Annotated in this window: 17 protein-coding genes; 11 read left to right on the top strand and 6 right to left on the bottom strand. The window is 61.8% G+C overall.

Features of this window, described 5'->3' with window-relative positions:
* Positions 1 to 462 precede the first annotated feature (462 nt).
* From PQQ96_RS31705 to PQQ96_RS31685, 5 genes are all read left to right on the top strand, one after another.
* Entirely contained in the window at positions 463 to 1,968 is a 1,506-nt protein-coding gene (locus PQQ96_RS31705) for an aldehyde dehydrogenase (RefSeq protein ID WP_408299870.1), read from the top strand.
* 124 nt (positions 1,969 to 2,092) lie between these two features.
* Positions 2,093 to 3,484 (top strand): aspartate aminotransferase family protein, encoded by a 1,392-nt coding sequence (locus PQQ96_RS31700; protein WP_408299868.1) that lies wholly within the window; start codon positions 2,093 to 2,095, stop codon positions 3,482 to 3,484.
* Between the two features lie 264 nt (positions 3,485 to 3,748).
* On the top strand, positions 3,749 to 4,123 hold the full coding sequence (locus PQQ96_RS31695; protein ID WP_408299866.1) for a hypothetical protein: 375 nt from the start codon (positions 3,749 to 3,751) through the stop codon (positions 4,121 to 4,123).
* Positions 4,124 to 4,419: 296 nt separating this feature from the next.
* The gene (locus PQQ96_RS31690) at positions 4,420 to 4,767 is read left to right on the top strand and encodes a hypothetical protein (protein ID WP_408299865.1); all 348 of its coding nucleotides are present in this window, start codon (positions 4,420 to 4,422) and stop codon (positions 4,765 to 4,767) included.
* Positions 4,768 to 4,769: 2 nt separating this feature from the next.
* A complete protein-coding gene (locus tag PQQ96_RS31685) occupies positions 4,770 to 5,654 on the top strand; it encodes a 4-hydroxy-tetrahydrodipicolinate synthase family protein (RefSeq protein WP_408299863.1) in 885 nt (294 codons plus the stop codon).
* A gap of 101 nt (positions 5,655 to 5,755) precedes the next feature.
* On the opposite strand, the gene PQQ96_RS31680 is transcribed toward PQQ96_RS31685, so the two are convergent.
* Positions 5,756 to 6,361 (bottom strand): lytic transglycosylase domain-containing protein, encoded by a 606-nt coding sequence (locus PQQ96_RS31680; RefSeq protein WP_408299861.1) that lies wholly within the window; start codon positions 6,359 to 6,361, stop codon positions 5,756 to 5,758.
* A gap of 217 nt (positions 6,362 to 6,578) precedes the next feature.
* Between PQQ96_RS31680 and PQQ96_RS31675 the strand changes: the two genes are divergently transcribed.
* Positions 6,579 to 6,803: a hypothetical protein gene (locus PQQ96_RS31675; RefSeq protein WP_408299860.1), complete on the top strand. Its 225-nt coding sequence runs from the start codon at positions 6,579 to 6,581 to the stop codon at positions 6,801 to 6,803.
* 56 nt (positions 6,804 to 6,859) lie between these two features.
* Here the strand turns inward: PQQ96_RS31675 and PQQ96_RS31670 are convergent, their stop codons facing one another.
* Positions 6,860 to 7,573: a Crp/Fnr family transcriptional regulator gene (locus PQQ96_RS31670; RefSeq protein WP_408299858.1), complete on the bottom strand. Its 714-nt coding sequence runs from the start codon at positions 7,571 to 7,573 to the stop codon at positions 6,860 to 6,862.
* Between the two features lie 91 nt (positions 7,574 to 7,664).
* Between PQQ96_RS31670 and PQQ96_RS31665 the strand changes: the two genes are divergently transcribed.
* Positions 7,665 to 8,216, top strand: a complete 552-nt coding sequence (locus tag PQQ96_RS31665; RefSeq protein ID WP_408299856.1) for an Mpo1 family 2-hydroxy fatty acid dioxygenase — start codon at positions 7,665 to 7,667, stop codon at positions 8,214 to 8,216.
* Between the two features lie 84 nt (positions 8,217 to 8,300).
* Here PQQ96_RS31665 and rarD read toward each other — a convergent pair whose 3' ends face one another.
* Positions 8,301 to 9,197: an EamA family transporter RarD gene (gene rarD, locus PQQ96_RS31660; RefSeq protein ID WP_408299855.1), complete on the bottom strand. Its 897-nt coding sequence runs from the start codon at positions 9,195 to 9,197 to the stop codon at positions 8,301 to 8,303.
* A 614-nt stretch (positions 9,198 to 9,811) separates the two neighbouring features.
* Between rarD and egtD the strand changes: the two genes are divergently transcribed.
* Entirely contained in the window at positions 9,812 to 10,795 is a 984-nt protein-coding gene (egtD, locus tag PQQ96_RS31655; RefSeq protein ID WP_408299853.1) for an L-histidine N(alpha)-methyltransferase, read from the top strand.
* Between the two features lie 103 nt (positions 10,796 to 10,898).
* Here egtD and PQQ96_RS31650 read toward each other — a convergent pair whose 3' ends face one another.
* Positions 10,899 to 11,192: an acylphosphatase gene (locus PQQ96_RS31650; RefSeq protein ID WP_408299852.1), complete on the bottom strand. Its 294-nt coding sequence runs from the start codon at positions 11,190 to 11,192 to the stop codon at positions 10,899 to 10,901.
* A gap of 162 nt (positions 11,193 to 11,354) precedes the next feature.
* Between PQQ96_RS31650 and hpnA the strand changes: the two genes are divergently transcribed.
* Positions 11,355 to 12,365, top strand: coding sequence for a hopanoid-associated sugar epimerase (gene hpnA, locus PQQ96_RS31645; protein WP_408299850.1), 1,011 nt, complete (start codon positions 11,355 to 11,357; stop codon positions 12,363 to 12,365).
* 198 nt (positions 12,366 to 12,563) lie between these two features.
* Positions 12,564 to 13,136 (top strand): hypothetical protein, encoded by a 573-nt coding sequence (locus PQQ96_RS31640; protein ID WP_408299848.1) that lies wholly within the window; start codon positions 12,564 to 12,566, stop codon positions 13,134 to 13,136.
* A gap of 76 nt (positions 13,137 to 13,212) precedes the next feature.
* Here the strand turns inward: PQQ96_RS31640 and PQQ96_RS31635 are convergent, their stop codons facing one another.
* A complete protein-coding gene (locus PQQ96_RS31635) occupies positions 13,213 to 14,385 on the bottom strand; it encodes a glycosyltransferase (protein WP_408299846.1) in 1,173 nt (390 codons plus the stop codon).
* Entirely contained in the window at positions 14,385 to 15,251 is an 867-nt protein-coding gene (gene hpnC, locus PQQ96_RS31630) for a squalene synthase HpnC (protein WP_408299844.1), read from the bottom strand. Before hpnC ends, PQQ96_RS31635 begins: the two co-directional genes overlap by 1 nt.
* A 348-nt stretch (positions 15,252 to 15,599) precedes the next feature.
* On the opposite strand from hpnC, the gene ispH reads away from it, so the two are divergent.
* Complete coding sequence (ispH, locus tag PQQ96_RS31625) at positions 15,600 to 16,544, top strand: 4-hydroxy-3-methylbut-2-enyl diphosphate reductase (protein WP_074289181.1); 945 nt, start codon at positions 15,600 to 15,602, stop codon at positions 16,542 to 16,544.
* Positions 16,545 to 16,551: the final 7 nt, after the last annotated feature.

The following is a 16,551-nucleotide window of genomic DNA, read 5'->3' as shown; positions in this document are numbered from 1 at the left end:
CTCGTTCATGGCTCTTTATCCGTCCACCCACCGGCGCTACGCACAAGGTCCTCTGTGCGTGCGTCTCATACAACATGGCGTTCCTGGTACCGCAAAACCTGCCTATGCAAGGGCTCTGCGGCGAACGACGGATGGAGCGTAGCATCGCGCATTTATTGAATAAAAATAGTTTTCCTACCTTATGGATAGTTTTTTAAGATGCAAAAACGGCTCACTCCTTCGCGCCTATTAGTACCCGATTCACAATCGCTTCCGGGATTCAAGCAACGAAACCGTGAAAGAGATCAGAAAGAAATGCAACTCTGAAAATGGATAGGAAAAACAGATGCAATGAAGAGCAAATTTGTTCTTTCCCGTCCCTTTTTGTTAATCGACAGTAGGGCGCTAGAGCAGCAGCCATCTCGATCATCGATACACGAGATGGGCGGGTAGGCCTGCCCATCGCCAGACCGGAGTTATTCCTTGAGTCATTCTTCAGCTGATATCCACACCCATGCGGACTGGCGGCGACTGGCCGCAGAAGTTCTCCCGCGCGCGCAGGCCCACATTGACGGTCGCTTCACGGACGCGCAAGACGGCAAGACCTTCCAGGCGATCAATCCGGCGACCGAGACGGTGATTGCCAACGTTGCATCCTGTGGCACGGCCGAGGTTAACGAGGCTGTTCGCGCGGCCCGTGCTTCATTCGATGCGGGGCACTGGTCGCGTTGTCCGCCGGCGGAACGCAAGCGTGTCTTGTGCCGGTTAGGTGCATTGATTGCGTCCCACGGTGCGGAACTCGCCCTGCTCGATTCGCTCAACATGGGCAAACGCGTGGCCGACGCCTTCGATATCGACGTGCCGGCCGCAAGCAGCCTGTTCTGCTGGTATGGCGAGGCGATCGATAAAGTGAACGGCGAGGTCGCGTCGACCGATCCCGGCAATCTCGCCGTTGTCACACGCGAACCGCTAGGCGTGGTCGGCGCGGTCGTGCCGTGGAATTTCCCGCTCGATATGGTGGCCTGGAAAATTGCCCCAGCGCTGGCGGCAGGCAATAGCGTCGTGCTGAAACCCGCGGAGCAATCGCCGCTGTCCGCCCTGCGTCTTGCTGAACTCGCGCTCGAAGCTGGACTGCCGCCGGGCGTGCTGAACGTCGTACCCGGCTTCGGCGAGACCGCAGGACGCGCGCTCGGATTGCATCCGGACGTTGACGTCCTGGCGTTTACGGGATCGACGGCCGTCGGCAAGAAGTTTCTCGAATACGCCGCGCAATCGAATATGAAGCAGGTCTGGCTCGAATGCGGCGGCAAGAGTCCGAATCTGGTCTTCGAAGACGCGGACGATCTCGATCTTGCGGCGCGCAAAGCATGCTTCGGCATCTTCTTCAATCAAGGCGAAGTGTGCTCGGCGAATTCACGATTGCTGGTGCATCGCTCGATCCATGATGAATTTGTCGATCGCCTGATCGCCCATTCGCGCGACTTCATGCCGGGCGACCCGCTTGATCCTGCTAGCGGCATGGGCGCAATCGTCGACCGTACGCAGTTTGAGCGGGTAAAAGAATGGATCGCGCGAGGGCGCACCACTTCGACCCTGGCGACCGGCGGCGGAACACGGCTTGTCGACGGCAAAGGGTATTTCATCGAGCCGACCATCTTCGTCGATGTGAACGCAAGCGATCCGATTGCGCGAGAGGAAATTTTTGGGCCTGTGCTGTCGGTTCTCACATTCGACACCGAGGACGAGGCAATCGCGCTCGCCAATGATTCGATTTATGGACTCGCCGCATCGGTCTGGACGGGCGGCCTGGCACGCGCGCATCGCGTGGCGTCACGCTTGCGTGCCGGCACGGTTTCCGTCAACACCGTCGACGCACTTAGCGCGCAAACCCCGTTTGGCGGTTTCCGTCAATCGGGGTTCGGCCGCGATCTGTCGTTACACGCACTCGACAAATACACGGGTCTAAAGACGACGTGGATCAGCTACTGATCCGGCGATCCAACGCCTGAAATCAATCTGCAATGAGCCTGAGAGTACAGCCTGGGTGCGTGCGACTCGCCGCACCGGGACGTGAAAGGCCAAATCCGTCCGTTACACAACTGGAACCTTGAACATGAATGCTCCTAACTTCCCGCACCGCGCCACCCGCGACTACCAACAAAGCGATGCAGCCCATCACCTGCATGCCTTCGTCGATCAGAAAGCCCTGAACAACGAAGGGCCGCGCGTGATGGTGCGAGGCGAAGGTGTCTATCTCTGGGATAACGACGGCAACCGTTATATCGACGGCATGTCTGGCCTCTGGTGCACCAACGTCGGTTATGGCCGCCAGGAACTGATCGACGCAGCGTCACGGCAAATGAAGGAACTGTCGTACTACAACATGTTCTTTCACACCACGCATCCCGCCGTGATCGAATTGTCGGAACGACTGTTCTCGCTACTGGGCGATCGCTTTAGTCACGTCGTGTACACGAACTCGGGCTCTGAGGCGAATGAAGTGCTCATTCGTACGGTCAGGCGTTACTGGGACATCATGGGTAAGCCCGGCAAGAAGGTATTGATCGGGCGAATCAATGGTTATCACGGGTCGACCGTCGGCAGCGCGTCGCTGGGCGGCATGGCGTTCATGCATGAGATGGGCGACCTTCCGATTCCGAATGTGACGCACGTTGACGAACCCTACTGGTACGCGAACGGCGGCGATCTGAGCCCCGAAGCATTCGGCAAGCAGGCCGCGTTGTCGCTCGAAAAGAAGATTCTCGAACTGGGCGCGGACCGGGTCGGCGCCTTTGTCGCCGAGCCATTCCAGGGGGCAGGCGGCATGATCTTCCCGCCGGACGGCTACTGGCAGGAGATCCAGCGCATTTGCCGTCAGTACGACGTGCTGTTATGCGCGGACGAAGTGATTGGCGGTTTCGGGCGAACCGGAGAGTGGTTCGCGCATCGGCATTTCGGCTTCGAGCCCGATCTGATCTGTATTGCGAAGGGTTTGACGTCGGGCTACGTGCCGATGGGCGGTCTGGTGATGAGCCGGCAGATAGGCGAGGCACTGGTCGAGCAAGGCGGTGTCTACGCGCACGGACTGACCTACTCAGGTCACCCGGTCGCGGCGGCGGTCGCGCTGGCCAACCTCGATGTGCTCCAAAAAGAGCGTCTTGTCGAGCGCACGAAGAACGATACCGGTCCGTATCTGCAGAGGGCATTGCGCGACGCCTTCGCCGATCACCCGTTGATCGGCGAGATCCAGGGCGTGGGCGCCGTGGCCGCGATACAGTTCGCGAAGAATAAGGCCACGCGCGAGCGCTTTAGCGACGAAGCCGAGTTGACCTGGCATAGCCGGACGGTCGGCTTCGAGCTGGGCGCCATCGTGCGCTCGACGAACGGCCGGCTGATCGTCGCCCCGCCGCTTGTGATCGACCACGCGCAGATCGACGAACTGGTCGACAAGATGCGGCAGGCCGTCGATGCGACCGCACAGAAGGTACTCGGCAATACGCGTTGATCCTGCTTTGACGATTGTGCCGCTTCAGCCCGGCGCCGGTGGCGGCGGCTGAACGGCACGCGCCTCATATCAAAGCGGACACACGCTTCCCGCCCACCCGCTTCTCCCGATCACCTTCGAATTGCACACGGCAATATGTATCCGCCGTTACGTTTTGTCACCAGAGCACCGTCAACTGCTGTCCTCCGACCAACGTTAAACCGGCAGCGCTGAAACATTTCAGCCGCGACACAAGAAACAACCGGTTTAACCTGGAGTTACATCATGAAGACGCTTTTCGCTGCTCTCGCTTCCGCTCTCGTCGTGTCGACCGCATTTGCACAAACCGCAGCGCCGTCCGTCGCGCAACCCGCGCAAACGCAGGCCGCCGGCCAAGCCAATCTGAAGGCAAGCACCGCCGTGCAGACCGGCGCCACGGACGAAGGCGCCGCCACGACGAAAGCGCCGACCAAGGCCGCGACGAAGAAGGCGCATGTGAAAAAGGCTTCCGCCGCTCACACGGCGAAGATCCATAAGGCCACCAAGAAGACCGCTGTCGAAGCAAGCGCAGGCAAGACCAAGACGGAGAGCGCGAAAGAGGCCAGCAATGCCCCGGCAAAAGCCGACGGCGCAAAGACCGACACGACGAAAACGCAATAACACGTGATCGGTTTTCGGCACACACCGGCCACGCATGCGTAGTTAATCGAAGCCGAACGCTGCCGTTCAGGGAGGGCGAGTCTCACGACTCGCCTTTTTTATGGGCGCGTCGCATGATCCTGGTTGAAGCTCACGCAAAGATTATTTGCGAGCGCGCCGGCTGATTCAATTCGAGCGACTCGTCGAACCCGCATCATTTTTTCAGTGGATACCTCAATTTTTGCACTGCGTTTACCCGTAGACGTCTAATCTCGAACTGTCTTGATCAACCATGGCGTCAACGAACGCCGCATTAAATGGCACTCACGCAATCAATCGACAGCTTCGAAATGCAGCCGCTCAGCGCGCCGCCGGTCCCGCTCCAACGCAACAATGTCATTCCCTTCCGCGCGGCCCGCGCCCGCTTGCAGGTGACCCTGCCCCACCCTCCGCACGATCTTCCTGGCACCCAACTGCGCACACTGCTTCCTTCCCCACTTGGCGTGTATGTCGTCAGCACGGAGGCCGTACGCGAAGAAGTCCGCGTGCAACTCGACATTGCGCTCGACGACCTCGATTTCACCTTGCATACGCTCATCTCGACACTCCCCGCCGCACTGATCGGACCACTGCAGCGCCGCCATGCCGTCGCAAAGGCGCACTAATCATGTTTTCAGGTATCTGGTTGCCCATCGTCACCCCGCTGCGTCATGGTGAAGTCGACGTCGACGCGTTGCAGCGCCTCGCTGACTACTACCTGAGCACGGAGATCAGCGGTTTTGTCGCCTTGAGCACAACGGGCGAAGCCGCTTTGTTACAGGAATCCGAGCGCCTCACTGTGTTGCAGGCGCTGACCGACGTGATCGGCTCCCGTCTGCCGATGCTGATCGGCGTCGGCGGCGCCAATACACGCGACGTCCTGCACGACATTCAGCGCTATGAGCGCTGGGACTGCGCGGGTTATCTGGTGTCGCCACCATCGTACGTCTGTCCGGATCAAGCCGGCGTGCAGTGGCATTTCGAACAAGCCGCACTCGCCACCGAGCGGCCGATCGTTTTGTACAACGTGCCACATCGAACCGGCGTGACGATCGCGCCGGAGACGGTCGCGCGCCTGGTCGAGTGCGGCAACATCGTCGCGATCAAGGAATGCGTGAAGGAACACTTCAGCACGCTGCGCGACCTGCCGATCAACGTGCTATGTGGCACCGATGAAGCCTTGGACGACTGTCTGAACAACGGTGGCACAGGGGGCATTCTGGCCAGCGCACATGTTTGCGCGGACCTTCTGGTTGCGGTACAGGAATTGATCCGGAGCGATCGCGACCACGACGCGCGCAATCTGTTCGCCAGCTTGTTGCCGGTGTTGCGTCTGCTGTTCGCCGCGCCCAATCCGTCCGCGATCAAGGCGATGCTGTCATTCGATCATCCCATGACCGACGAAACGCGTATGCCGATCACGCGTGCCTCGGCACAACTCGTCGAACGCCTGAGTACCGCACGCGACAGGTTGCAGGACCTGCGCGCCGAGTTTGCCGGCGCGATGAGCTAACGAGTAAGAGGTTGCATTTCGATGTGGAGGTCAATGTGCACTTCGATACGCCCATTGACCTCCACCATAACGTACACATCAACGCGCCGCGAATCGGTTCATCATTCGTGGCGCAAACTTGCGTCCAGGTGCTGCATCCGCAGCACGACCCGCTGCGCATAGCCGCGGCCGCCGCCGCTGTAGCGAACGAGTGCGGCGTCGAGATCGCCGCCGCTCTCATCGAGGTAGCCGCGCAAAATGGTCGAGCCGATCCGCACGTTGATTGCCGGATCGGATAAGTCGGTTGTGCCCGCAATCAATTGCGGATGCGCAGCCGGCAAGACCTGCATCAGCCCTCGCGCGCCTGCGATGCTGACCGCGTGGCGATCGAAACTCGACTCGACCGACATCACGGCAAGCAGCAATACCGGCGAGATGGCTTGACGCTCGGCTTCGATCAATACCGCGCGTGCGATCTTCATCGATTCCGATGGTGCAACGCGAAACTGCGCGCGCAACATGGCGGTGATATCGCTGAGCGCCGGCAAGCCGGGCTCAGGTGTTGCGTCGCTCGTGGCAATGGGAGCGGTCAACGCCGACTGCGCGTCAGCGGCCTGCGATGCCGCGGCAAGCGAGAAGACGATCGCCGCGAGCATGACTTTCAGGCTGAATTTCGGGTGAGGTTCTCTTCGTGTTTGCACACCATCCAGAGCGCTATTTCCATGCATATTTTCGCTTCCTGACCGGGGTGCCTCGACCTTACCGGGGTTGGTGTAGCGAATCGCCTAAGAAATAGGGCTGTGCCGTAAAATGCATATAAAAATGCCGCATCGCGCGGCACGTGAGTGAGGCGTATATGCATCTTTTGCGCTTGTTGACGCGTTATTAAGGTGTTCGATATGTCAGGAATGGCAGACTTTAGTGACCGATCAACGAGACGTCACCATGTCCAGCCTGAACATCCGTCAGTACGCCGTCACATCCCCGGACGACCGCGGCGACACATCGCATCGCGCCACCCTTACCGGCCGGCAAGCCGTTCGGCGACGCACGCTTGCCTTGACGGTCGTGAGCGCCGCGGTTGCGGCCATCGCCATTGCGGCGGGATTGCCTTCGATGGGTATCGCAGTCTACCTGGCCGCCACATTGCCCTTTGCGTTCTTTTCGTAGGTGAGCGGGAGGCCGCGCCGCGCTTTGCGGGTAGATTTACGGGTAGATCGAGGCTATCAATCCGCTGCCGGATTCAGCTCGGCTAGCGCGCTGAGCTTTTGTACATCGGCAATTTCGATTTCCGCATAGCCCAGCTTCAATGCGCCCTGCGCTTCGAACTGCTTGAGCACCTGATTGATTGTCTGCCGCGACAAAGCCAGCATCATCGCCAGGTCCTCCTGCGGCACCTTGAGTACGCGCCGCAATGCACCCGGTTCGCCGTAACCGCCAGCCATTAGCAACAAGCGGCGCGCCACGCGCGGCGCGGCGGGAAGCAACGCGGCTTCTTCAATGGCATCGAAAGCGAGGCGCAGCTTCTGTGTCAACAGCAAACCGAAGGCATGCCAGTACGCAGGCGTGCGTTCGAGCAACGCGGCAAGCGCGGCGCGCGGCACATGAAACAGTTCGGAATCGCGTTCGGCATACGCGTCATGGGTTCGCGGGCGGTTATCGAACAGCGCGATCTCGCCGAACCAGTTGGCCGGTTCGATGATCGCGAGCAACGCTTCCTTGCCGCCCGAGCTCGCCGCACCGATTCGCACTAGACCGTCGAGCACACAATAGAGGCCATCGTCAGAATCGCCGCGCGTGAAGAGCCGCTCACCGGCCGCCAGGCGCTCGACGCGCCCCGCTTCGATCAGTTTCGCCTGCATGGCAGCAGGCGCCGAGCGAAACCACGCGCTGCGCTCCAGCAGCGTGGCAAGCTCATTTGATGAAAAACTCGCTGTCATAAGACGGCATCCGTGCCCGATTGTCGGCTACCCGATGGTTTCAAATTCCGCTGCCCGCGATTATGCTGACTTTGATCGAGGAGCGGCATCCATGAGAACGCTGACGCAACAGCTTACGCAATATGCGGCCTACCACCGTGACCGGCGCAATATCGCCACCCATTTCATCGGCATTCCGATGATCGTGCTGGCGCTGGCGGTATTGTTGAGCCGGCCCGTTTTCAGCGTCGGCGCGCTGCCCTTTGCGTTGCCGCTTACCGTATCGCCCGCGTGGCTGTTGTTCGCCGCGGCGACCGTCTATTACCTCGTGCTCGACGTACCGCTCGGTGTGATGATGGCCGTGGTATCGGTGTTGTGCGTCGCATGCGGGCAGTGGCTCGCCGCGCAAGCCACGCTCACCTGGCTCGCCTCGGGTATTGGACTCTTCGTCGTCGGCTGGGTGTTTCAGTTCATCGGCCACGTGGCATACGAACATCGCAAGCCGGCGTTTGTCGACGATGTGATCGGTCTGCTGATCGGGCCGCTATTCGTGCTCGCTGAAGCGTTGTTCGGTTTCGGCTGGCGGCCCGCACTGCGCGAAGCCATCGCGGCGCAGGTCGGCGCGACGCGTATCAATGCGGATCGCGCGGCGGCGCATCGCTGAACCGCGCCACCTGATTCAGCGGCCTAAGCGCAATGCTGCGCACTGTCCCAACTCAATCACCCGCCGCGACTCAACCAACGCGGCTCAGCGCGTCGCAAAGCGAACCAGTCGCACGCTATGCAATGCTGTCAGCGCAACCGCAATCCAGATCGGAATATACGTGGCTAACTGCGCGGCGCTCAGCACCTCGCCGAGCAACGTGATCGAGACAAACACCAGCAACACCGGCTCGACGTAGCCGAGGATGCCAAACAACGCGACTGGCAACAATCGGCTTGCCTTCAGGTACGACGCCAGCGCAATGGTGCTGAGCGCGCCGAGCCCTGGCAACAGCAAACACCACATGTCGATACGGCCGCCGATCATCGCCAGCGAACCGCCGATGACGATGAACACGGCTGCCGCCGGCAGCAGCAACGCCATTTCCACCGTGAACATGGCCAGCGAATCCTGATTGATCTTGCGGCGCAGCACGAAATACGGCGGATAGCCGAGCGCGACCAGCAAGGTCGGCCACGAAAAGGCGCCGGTCATCCACAGTTCATGCCCAACGCCCAAAGCGGCACAGATAACCGCTAGCCACTGCAATGCGTCGAGGCGTTCGTGATAGTAGAAGCGCCCCACCAGCACCATCACGAGCGGCAACAGAAAATAGCCGAGTGAGACTTCAAGCATGCGTCCATGCAGCGGCGCCCATAGAAACACCCACAGTTGCGCGCCCAACAAAGCTGCACTCACAACCATCGCCACGCCGAGCTTCGGCTGCATCACCATGCGGTAAAGAAGTTGCCGGAGAATCGGCAGGCGTTTGCGCAACACAATCAACAGTAGCGCCCCGGGCACGGTCCACACGACACGCCACGCGAAAATGTCGAGACCGCTCAGCGGCGCAAGCAGCTTGGCGTAAGCGGACAGTAAAGCGAACATCGCCGACGCGCCGACCGACAACGCGATTCCGCGCTTTGGGTCATACTGGTTCATCGCGCGCCCCGTAGCGCAATTGCCTTGGCATGCAGTGCAGGTTTGCGAGCGGGTGCGGAGTCAAGTATGTGCGGCGCAGCATACGGCCGCGCGCCTCGAGTTGTTGTCATTGGAAGTGAAGTCTCACAAGCGGGCAGCGCGGCTGACGGTGCGTATCAAGCGCTGCATCTTTATCTTCGATATGCGATACAAGCGGGCATTCTAGACGGGTTCCCCGCCAGCGTGCCCGCTGTTCCTTGCAGTAAGTAGCAATTTTTCCCGTGCGCATCGCGCGACGATGCACTAGAACATAACTTCACGCGCGACCAAGCGGATCCGCAACTGCAACGCCGGCAACGTCCCCTGCTTTGCTCAAGCGCGAATCTTGCTACGAAATCTGGCGACACCGTTTGCAACGTCATCTGAGACATCCTGGATATCCGTCGCAACGGCCAAGCGTCATTTGAAACCGTCATCTGCAGCATCAATGAGCCGGGTCGGCACAGGCAGTCCACGCGGACCGAGCCAGCCCTACTTTCCCACGGCATGCATCAACTGCGTTTCACCGCGCATGCCGCCGCCCGGCCAGCAATCCCTCTCATCGAATGTGACTGAATGTGACTACTGGAGCCAGCATGACCCAGCCAGCCCTATCGCACGACGCATCGCCCGATCTATTCCGCGCCACCTTCGCCGCCGACGTACGCGCCGGACTCATGCACACGCCGCAGAAGGAGCTGCCGTCGAAGTATCTGTATGACGAAGTCGGTTCCGCGCTGTTCGAAGTGATCACCGTCCTGCCCGAATACGGCGTGACACGCGCCGAGGAACGCCTGCTCACGAAGCACGCGGCGGACATCGTCGCGCATCTGCCGCACGACGTGACCGTCGCCGAACTGGGCAGCGGCAGCGGCCGCAAAACGCGGCGCATTCTGGAAGCACTGTGTAAAAAGCGCCCCACTTCTTACTTCCCGATTGAAATTTCGCGCAGCGCGCTGCAGTTGTGCAGGCGTGAACTCGGCGATATCGAGCGGATCTCGATCGTCGGTTACGAACGCGATTACCTGGCCGGACTGGCCGAAGTGAGCAAGGACCGCGCGGCGGACGAACGGCTACTCGTTCTGTTTCTTGGCAGTACGATCGGTAATTTCGCCAGACTCGCGGCGACGCGTTTTCTGCGCGATATCCGCAACATGCTGGCGCCCGGCGACGCGTTGCTGCTCGGGACGGATCTGATTAAGCCGACACCGGTGCTCGTGGCCGCCTACGACGATTCGGTCGGCGTGACCGCATCGTTCAATCTGAATCTGCTGGCGCGCGTCAATCGAGAACTCGATGGCGATTTTCCGCTCGATGCATTCGAGCACGTCGCGCGCTTCAATCCGGACGCGCGCAGCATCGAGATGCATCTGCGTGCGAAGCGCGATGTCACCGCGCACGTGGGCGCCGCGCAACTGACGGTCTCGCTCAAAGCAGGCGAAACGATCTGGACCGAGAGCAGCCACAAGTATCGCGCGGACGAGATGCCCGCGATCGCCGACGACGCGGGCTTCGTGTGCAGCCATCAGTGGATCGAAGATGGCTGGGGGTTCGCGGAGAGCTTGCTGGTGGCGCGCTAAGCGCTATCGAGCCGCGAGCCCGACAAGGCCACACACAAACGACAAGGCGGCGCGCGATCGATCCGATGGCGCGCCGCCTTGGTTTTGCGCGAAGCTCACACGCTCAGTGCTGCTCAAACCGCTCGTAGCGCTTTTCCGTCACGCGCTCTTCGCCGGTCACTTCGATCACGCGCGCCGCCGGCGGCCCGTGACGCAGCCACGACAGCATCCGGTCGACCTGGTTGGCCGAGCCCTGCAACATGGCTTCGACGGAGCCGTCGTCGAGATTCGCCACCCATCCCTTGATACCGAGCGCGTGCGCCTGCCGCACGGTGGCGTGGCGAAAGCCCACGCCCTGCACGGTGCCGCGCACTCTCACGTAATACGTTTCGATCCGCTGATCCAGATCCGGGGCCATGCCGTCCTCTCCATACATTCTTTCAAGCCGGCATTCTAGTCGCGTCGCGGCGAGATTGCTCGGCCGCGTCTCAGTTCATCTGGGCGCCTGGCCCGCCTGGCGCGACACGCGGCACGCGCGACACGTACAATCCGTCGACTGTCACGCAGGGAATGAAAGAGAATGACCGAACAGAATCGCGATCTCGTGCTCGTGACCGGCGCATCCGGCTTCGTCGGCTCGTCGGTGGCGCGCATCGCGCAACAGAAGGGTTTCAAGGTGCGCGTGCTGGTGCGCGCCACCAGTCCGCGCAAAAACGTCGAGGCGCTGGATGCGGAAATCGTCGTCGGCGATATGCGCGACGAAGCGTCAATGCGCAACGCGCTGCGCGGCGTGCGCTATCTGCTGCACGTGGCGGCAGACTATCGCCTGTGGGCGCCGGACCCGAGCGAAATCGAGCGCTCGAATCTCGAAGGCACCGAGGCGACCATGCGCGCGGCGTTGAAGGAAGGCGTCGAACGCATCGTCTACACAAGCAGCGTGGCGACGCTGAAAGTCACCAGTTCCGGCCAGTCCGCCGATGAAACCTCGCCGCTCAAAGCCGACCAGGCGATCGGCGTGTACAAGCGCAGTAAAGTGCTGGCCGAACGCGCCGTGGAGCGCATGATCGCCGAAGATGGCCTGCCGGCCGTGATCGTCAATCCGTCCACGCCGATCGGTCCGCGCGACGTCAAGCCGACGCCGACCGGCCGCATCATCCTCGAAGCGGCGCTCGGCAAGATTCCCGCGTTCGTCGAGACGGGGCTGAACCTCGTGCACGTGGATGACGTGGCCGCCGGCCATTTTCTCGCGCTCGAACGCGGCAAAATCGGTGAGCGCTATATTCTCGGCGGCGAAAATCTGCCGCTGCAACAGATGCTCGCGGATATCGCCGCGCTGACCGGCCGCAAGGCGCCGACGCTGAGTTTGCCGCGCTGGCCGCTCTATCCGCTCGCCATGGGCGCCGAAGCGGTCGCCAAGATCACGAAGCGTGAACCGTTCCTCACCGTCGACGGTCTGAAGATGTCGAAGAACAAGATGTACTTCACGTCGGCGAAGGCGGAACGCGAGCTCGGCTATCGCGCGCGGCCCTATCGCGAGGGCTTAAGCGATGCGCTCGAATGGTTCCGCCAAGCCGGGTATTTGAAGCCCTGATTGAAGCCCTGATAGCGCGCAGACGCGAGCAGGCCAGTCAGCGCCGGGCCGCGTAGGCAGCATCATTCAGGTCGTGCAGGCCGCGCCGGGCGATCCGGCTTGGCCTACACGCACTTTGTTACAACGTCACTGTGTTTGCGACAGGTAAAAGCCTACGCGCAGCAGGTAAAATCGTGGGTCTTACCAGAGAAACCTCGCATGAATCTTCATGAACAGCTCGGCGCGCTGGAAATGGGCGTCGATCAGCTCATCCAGGCTGTCGTGGCCCCGCGGGCCGAAAACATCCCCGAGACAACCGCAGTAACCGCCGCGCAGGAAGCGCCGGTGGCGAATCACGTCCCGTCCGAATCGAAAGCGGACGACGTCGCGCCTGAAGCAGCGGCGGTAGTGGTAGACGAGGCGGAGGAGGAGGCACCTGCGTCCGGTGAAGAGCCGGCCGTCCAGTTGCAGCCCACGCTCGAAATCAACCGCCCTGCACAGAACGAGATCACGATGACGATCGGCGGCCAGACCGTCGCGCTACGTGCTGAGCAGATCGGGCAACTGATCGAGGAATTGTCGAACGCGCGCGCCTCGATGACGCCGGAACCGCCGCCGGGCATTCCGCCGGGTTGGCGCTTCGTATCGACGAAAAACCCGGTCATGGCGGTACAGAAACAGTCGAATGGCGACCGCCTGCTGGTCATGCGCCACACCGGTCACGGCTGGGTGCCGTTCACGTTTTCGCCCGACATGGTGATCCAGATGTACATGATGCTCACCAAGGGCTGATGCAAAGCACGATGTAAAAAAGCGGCGCCTGAGAGCGCCGCTTTTTTCGTCTGATGAATATCTGGGCAGACGCGTCTCAGCGCTCCTGCACCGGCGCCTGCACCCGCGCCTTCCATTGACCACCCTTGCCGCGCCAGTAGCGCACCGCCGACGTGAACGTCGCGCCGACATAGAACAACGCGATCAGCGGCAGAAACGGCGCCCACAGCGGCGAGCGGCGGTAATAGCTGAGCATCGGCGCATACGCGCAGCACATGAGCGCCCAGGCAAGCCACGCGGGCCAGCCCAGGGGGCCGAGCACCAGCGCCGCCACCGGCGGCATCAGGTAGATGATCGTCATGCCCAACAGCGTGCCCGCCAGCAGCAGCGGCGAGTAACGCAACTGGGTAAAGGCCGTGCGCGCGATCATGTTCCAGATCTCACGCCAGCTATCGTAAGGACGCAGCGACACGCTGCGTGCCGCCACATCCAGGCGGATCGGATGACGCCCCTTGCCGCGATGCTTGATCCGCGCGGCGAGGCTGCAATCGTCGATCAGCTCGGCGCGAATCGACTCGATGCCGCCCGCTTCTTCAAGCGCGCTGCGCCGGACCAGCATGCAGCCGCCCGCCGCCGCGGCCGTGCGGTTGCGCGGGTTGTTGACCCACGAGAATGGGTACAGCTTGGCGAAGAAGAACACGAAGGCTGGAATCAGCGCCTTCTCCCAGAACGAATCGCAGCGCAGACGGACCATCAGCGAGACGAGGTCGCGCTTTTCCGCATCCGCGCGGGCGACGAGTTGCGCGACAGCGTCGGCGGGATGGCCGATGTCGGCATCGGTCAGCAGCAGGAAATCGGCCGGCCGGCCGAGCGTGCGCACCGCCTCGATCCCTTGCGACTGCGCCCACACCTTGCCGGACCAGCCCGGCGGCAGCGGCTTCGCGCTCAGCACCGTCAGGCGATCCGGGCATTGCAGTTGCAAGGCGGCCGCGCGGGCGGCGTCGGCGGTGCCGTCGGTGCTGTGGTCGTCGACCACGATGACGTGAAATTCGCCCGGATAGTCCTGCTCGAGCAAGGTGGTCACCGCTTGAGCGATCACATCGACTTCATTGCGTGCCGGCACCACGGCGGCGACCGCCGGCCAGGTTTCACGCGGCTCGAGGGTGAGCGGCGTGGCGGGACGCGCCCGCCAGAAACCGCCGCGCGCGAACAGCAACACACACCAGATCAGCAGGGACAGGCACGACAGGAGAAACAGAACCACCACCATTAAGCATTACCCTCAAGTGAACCCGCTTGCACGCCGACGCGCCGCGACAGGCGCATCACCACAGTGCGTACCGCGACGACGCACCAGTCAAAAGTGTTGAGTACCGGCCGCTCGCGAAACACGTCGTAGCCGGCCTTTTCGATCCGCTCGAGGATGCGCAGGCCGCCGTGGATGGCGCCGCACAGCTCGATCCCCAAGCGCCCGGGGATACGCAACGCGAGCGGCGCGCCGCGCACCAGCGTGGCCCGGACAAACGAAACCTCGTAGGCCATCAGCTTCGCCCAGGCATCGTCGACAACGCCCTTGGCGATGTGCGCCTCGGTCACGTTGAAGCGCCGCAGATCCGCGAGCGGCAGATACACGCGGTTTTTGTTCCAGTCGGCGGCGACGTCCTGCCAGAAGCTGATCAGTTGCGAGGCCGTGCAGATCGCATCGGCATCGACGAGATTCTCCGGCGTGGCGGCGCCCACCAGATGCAGCATCAGATGCCCGATCGGGCTGGCCGAGTGGCGGCAGTAGTCGAGTAGCGCAGCCCGGTCTGCGTAACGGCTGGTGTCGATCTCCTGACCGCACGCGTGGAGCAGATCGTAGAACGGCGCGAGCGGCAGTTTATACTGCGCGACCACACCGGCCAGCTTGCCGAACAGGAGCGGGTGCACCGGCGCCGCGCGCCGCTGTGCTACTGCGTCGAGGCCGGCGCGGAAGTCGGCGAGGCGGGCATGCCGCTCGGCCGGGCTCCAGTCGCCTTCATCGGCGATGTCGGCGGCGGTACGGACAACCTGATAGATAATGCCGATCGGCGCGCGCAGCGCCTTTGGCAGCAGCACGCTCGCGACCGGAAAATTTTCGTATAGATCGACGTCCATCCAAGCGAGCCTCGAAACCTTTTTGTAATGTGGCGACAAACGTGCGCCGCAGGACCACGTAGTTTAAGGGTTCCGCCAAACCGGTGCAGCGCGTAATCCTTGCCATCAGCGCATCGCCGCCTGCACCAGAGATGCGGCGCCGGGCAGCGAACCCGCGGCGCGGTGGCGGCCCAACACCTTGGCGGGCCGCCAGAGCAAAGCCGGCCTGATAGCGTTAGAATGCGCGTTTGGTTTTGCTGTACCGGCTGCGCGCCGGGGCTCAAGACGTCAACTAAATAGATGATCGCGGCGATAAAGTCATTTTTACCGACTTCTTCGAAACCCGCGTCAGTCGGAGTTCGCCAATTTATGCGAGTCATCCTTGCTCAACCCCGCGGCTTTTGTGCGGGTGTTGTACGTGCAATTGAGATCGTCGATCGCGCGTTACAACAACACGGCGCGCCCGTGTATGTCCGCCATGAGATTGTTCACAATCGGCACGTGGTGGACAATTTGCGCCAGAAAGGCGCGCGCTTTGTCGAAGAACTCGATGAGGTGCCGCAAGGTGCCGTGGCGATTTTCAGCGCGCATGGTGTCGCGCAGACCGTCGAGCGCGACGCGGAACAGCGTGGCCTTGACGTGCTGGACGCGACCTGCCCGCTCGTGACCAAGGTTCACGTGCAGGGGCGCCAGTATGTGGCTGCGGGCCGTACCCTGATTCTGATCGGCCATGCGGGCCATCCGGAAGTGGAAGGCACGATCGGCCAGATCCCCGGCAAGGTGCTGCTGGTGCAGAGCGAGGCCGAAGTTGCGCATCTGGACCTGCCGCTCGATACGCCGCTCGCGTACGTCACGCAGACCACGCTGTCGGTCGACGACACCCGTGGCATTATCGACGCCTTGCTGCGCCGTTTCACCGACATCGTCGGTCCTGACACGCGCGACATCTGCTACGCCACGCAAAACCGCCAGGCGGCGGTGCGCGAACTGAGCAAAGAAATCGACGTGCTGCTGGTGGTAGGCGCAACCAACAGTTCGAACTCGAACCGGCTGCGCGAGATTGGCAGCGAAAGCGGCGTGGCGAGTTATCTCGTCGCCGACGGTTCGGAAGTGAAGCCGGAGTGGTTTGCGAACGTGCAGACTGTCGGCATCACGGCCGGTGCTTCGGCACCGGAAGAGATGGTGAAAAACGTAATCGATGCGCTGCGCGCATTGGGGCCTGTCGATGTCACGACGATGGCGGGCCGTGAAGAGAAAGTCGAATTCAAGTTGCCATCGAAATTGATGCAACCACTCGCTGCACGCGAAGTTTAAGGAGGAC

Origin of the sequence: Paraburkholderia sediminicola, assembly GCF_046027825.1 — a bacterium.
GTDB classification, from domain to species: Bacteria; Pseudomonadota; Gammaproteobacteria; order Burkholderiales; family Burkholderiaceae; genus Paraburkholderia; species Paraburkholderia sediminicola_D.
The sequence above is the reverse complement of the archived record's forward strand: the minus strand, read 5'-3'. Positions and strand labels throughout refer to the sequence as shown.

What these genes read in the sequence shown, in the direction of transcription:
- PQQ96_RS31700 (WP_408299868.1), top strand. Translation starts at nt 2,093, where the DNA reads ATGAATGCTCCTAACTTCCCGCACCGCGCCACCCGCGACTACCAACAA.
- PQQ96_RS31695 (WP_408299866.1), top strand. Translation starts at nt 3,749, where the DNA reads ATGAAGACGCTTTTCGCTGCTCTCGCTTCCGCTCTCGTCGTGTCGACC.
- hpnC (WP_408299844.1), bottom strand. Translation starts at nt 15,251, where the DNA reads ATGGACGTCGATCTATACGAAAATTTTCCGGTCGCGAGCGTGCTGCTG.
- ispH (WP_074289181.1), top strand. Translation starts at nt 15,600, where the DNA reads ATGCGAGTCATCCTTGCTCAACCCCGCGGCTTTTGTGCGGGTGTTGTA.
- egtD (WP_408299853.1), top strand. Translation starts at nt 9,812, where the DNA reads ATGACCCAGCCAGCCCTATCGCACGACGCATCGCCCGATCTATTCCGC.
- PQQ96_RS31635 (WP_408299846.1), bottom strand. Translation starts at nt 14,385, where the DNA reads ATGGTGGTGGTTCTGTTTCTCCTGTCGTGCCTGTCCCTGCTGATCTGG.
- PQQ96_RS31690 (WP_408299865.1), top strand. Translation starts at nt 4,420, where the DNA reads ATGGCACTCACGCAATCAATCGACAGCTTCGAAATGCAGCCGCTCAGC.
- PQQ96_RS31685 (WP_408299863.1), top strand. Translation starts at nt 4,770, where the DNA reads ATGTTTTCAGGTATCTGGTTGCCCATCGTCACCCCGCTGCGTCATGGT.
- PQQ96_RS31670 (WP_408299858.1), bottom strand. Translation starts at nt 7,573, where the DNA reads ATGACAGCGAGTTTTTCATCAAATGAGCTTGCCACGCTGCTGGAGCGC.
- PQQ96_RS31675 (WP_408299860.1), top strand. Translation starts at nt 6,579, where the DNA reads ATGTCCAGCCTGAACATCCGTCAGTACGCCGTCACATCCCCGGACGAC.
- PQQ96_RS31680 (WP_408299861.1), bottom strand. Translation starts at nt 6,361, where the DNA reads ATGCATGGAAATAGCGCTCTGGATGGTGTGCAAACACGAAGAGAACCT.
- PQQ96_RS31640 (WP_408299848.1), top strand. Translation starts at nt 12,564, where the DNA reads ATGAATCTTCATGAACAGCTCGGCGCGCTGGAAATGGGCGTCGATCAG.
- PQQ96_RS31650 (WP_408299852.1), bottom strand. Translation starts at nt 11,192, where the DNA reads ATGGCCCCGGATCTGGATCAGCGGATCGAAACGTATTACGTGAGAGTG.
- hpnA (WP_408299850.1), top strand. Translation starts at nt 11,355, where the DNA reads ATGACCGAACAGAATCGCGATCTCGTGCTCGTGACCGGCGCATCCGGC.
- rarD (WP_408299855.1), bottom strand. Translation starts at nt 9,197, where the DNA reads ATGAACCAGTATGACCCAAAGCGCGGAATCGCGTTGTCGGTCGGCGCG.
- PQQ96_RS31665 (WP_408299856.1), top strand. Translation starts at nt 7,665, where the DNA reads ATGAGAACGCTGACGCAACAGCTTACGCAATATGCGGCCTACCACCGT.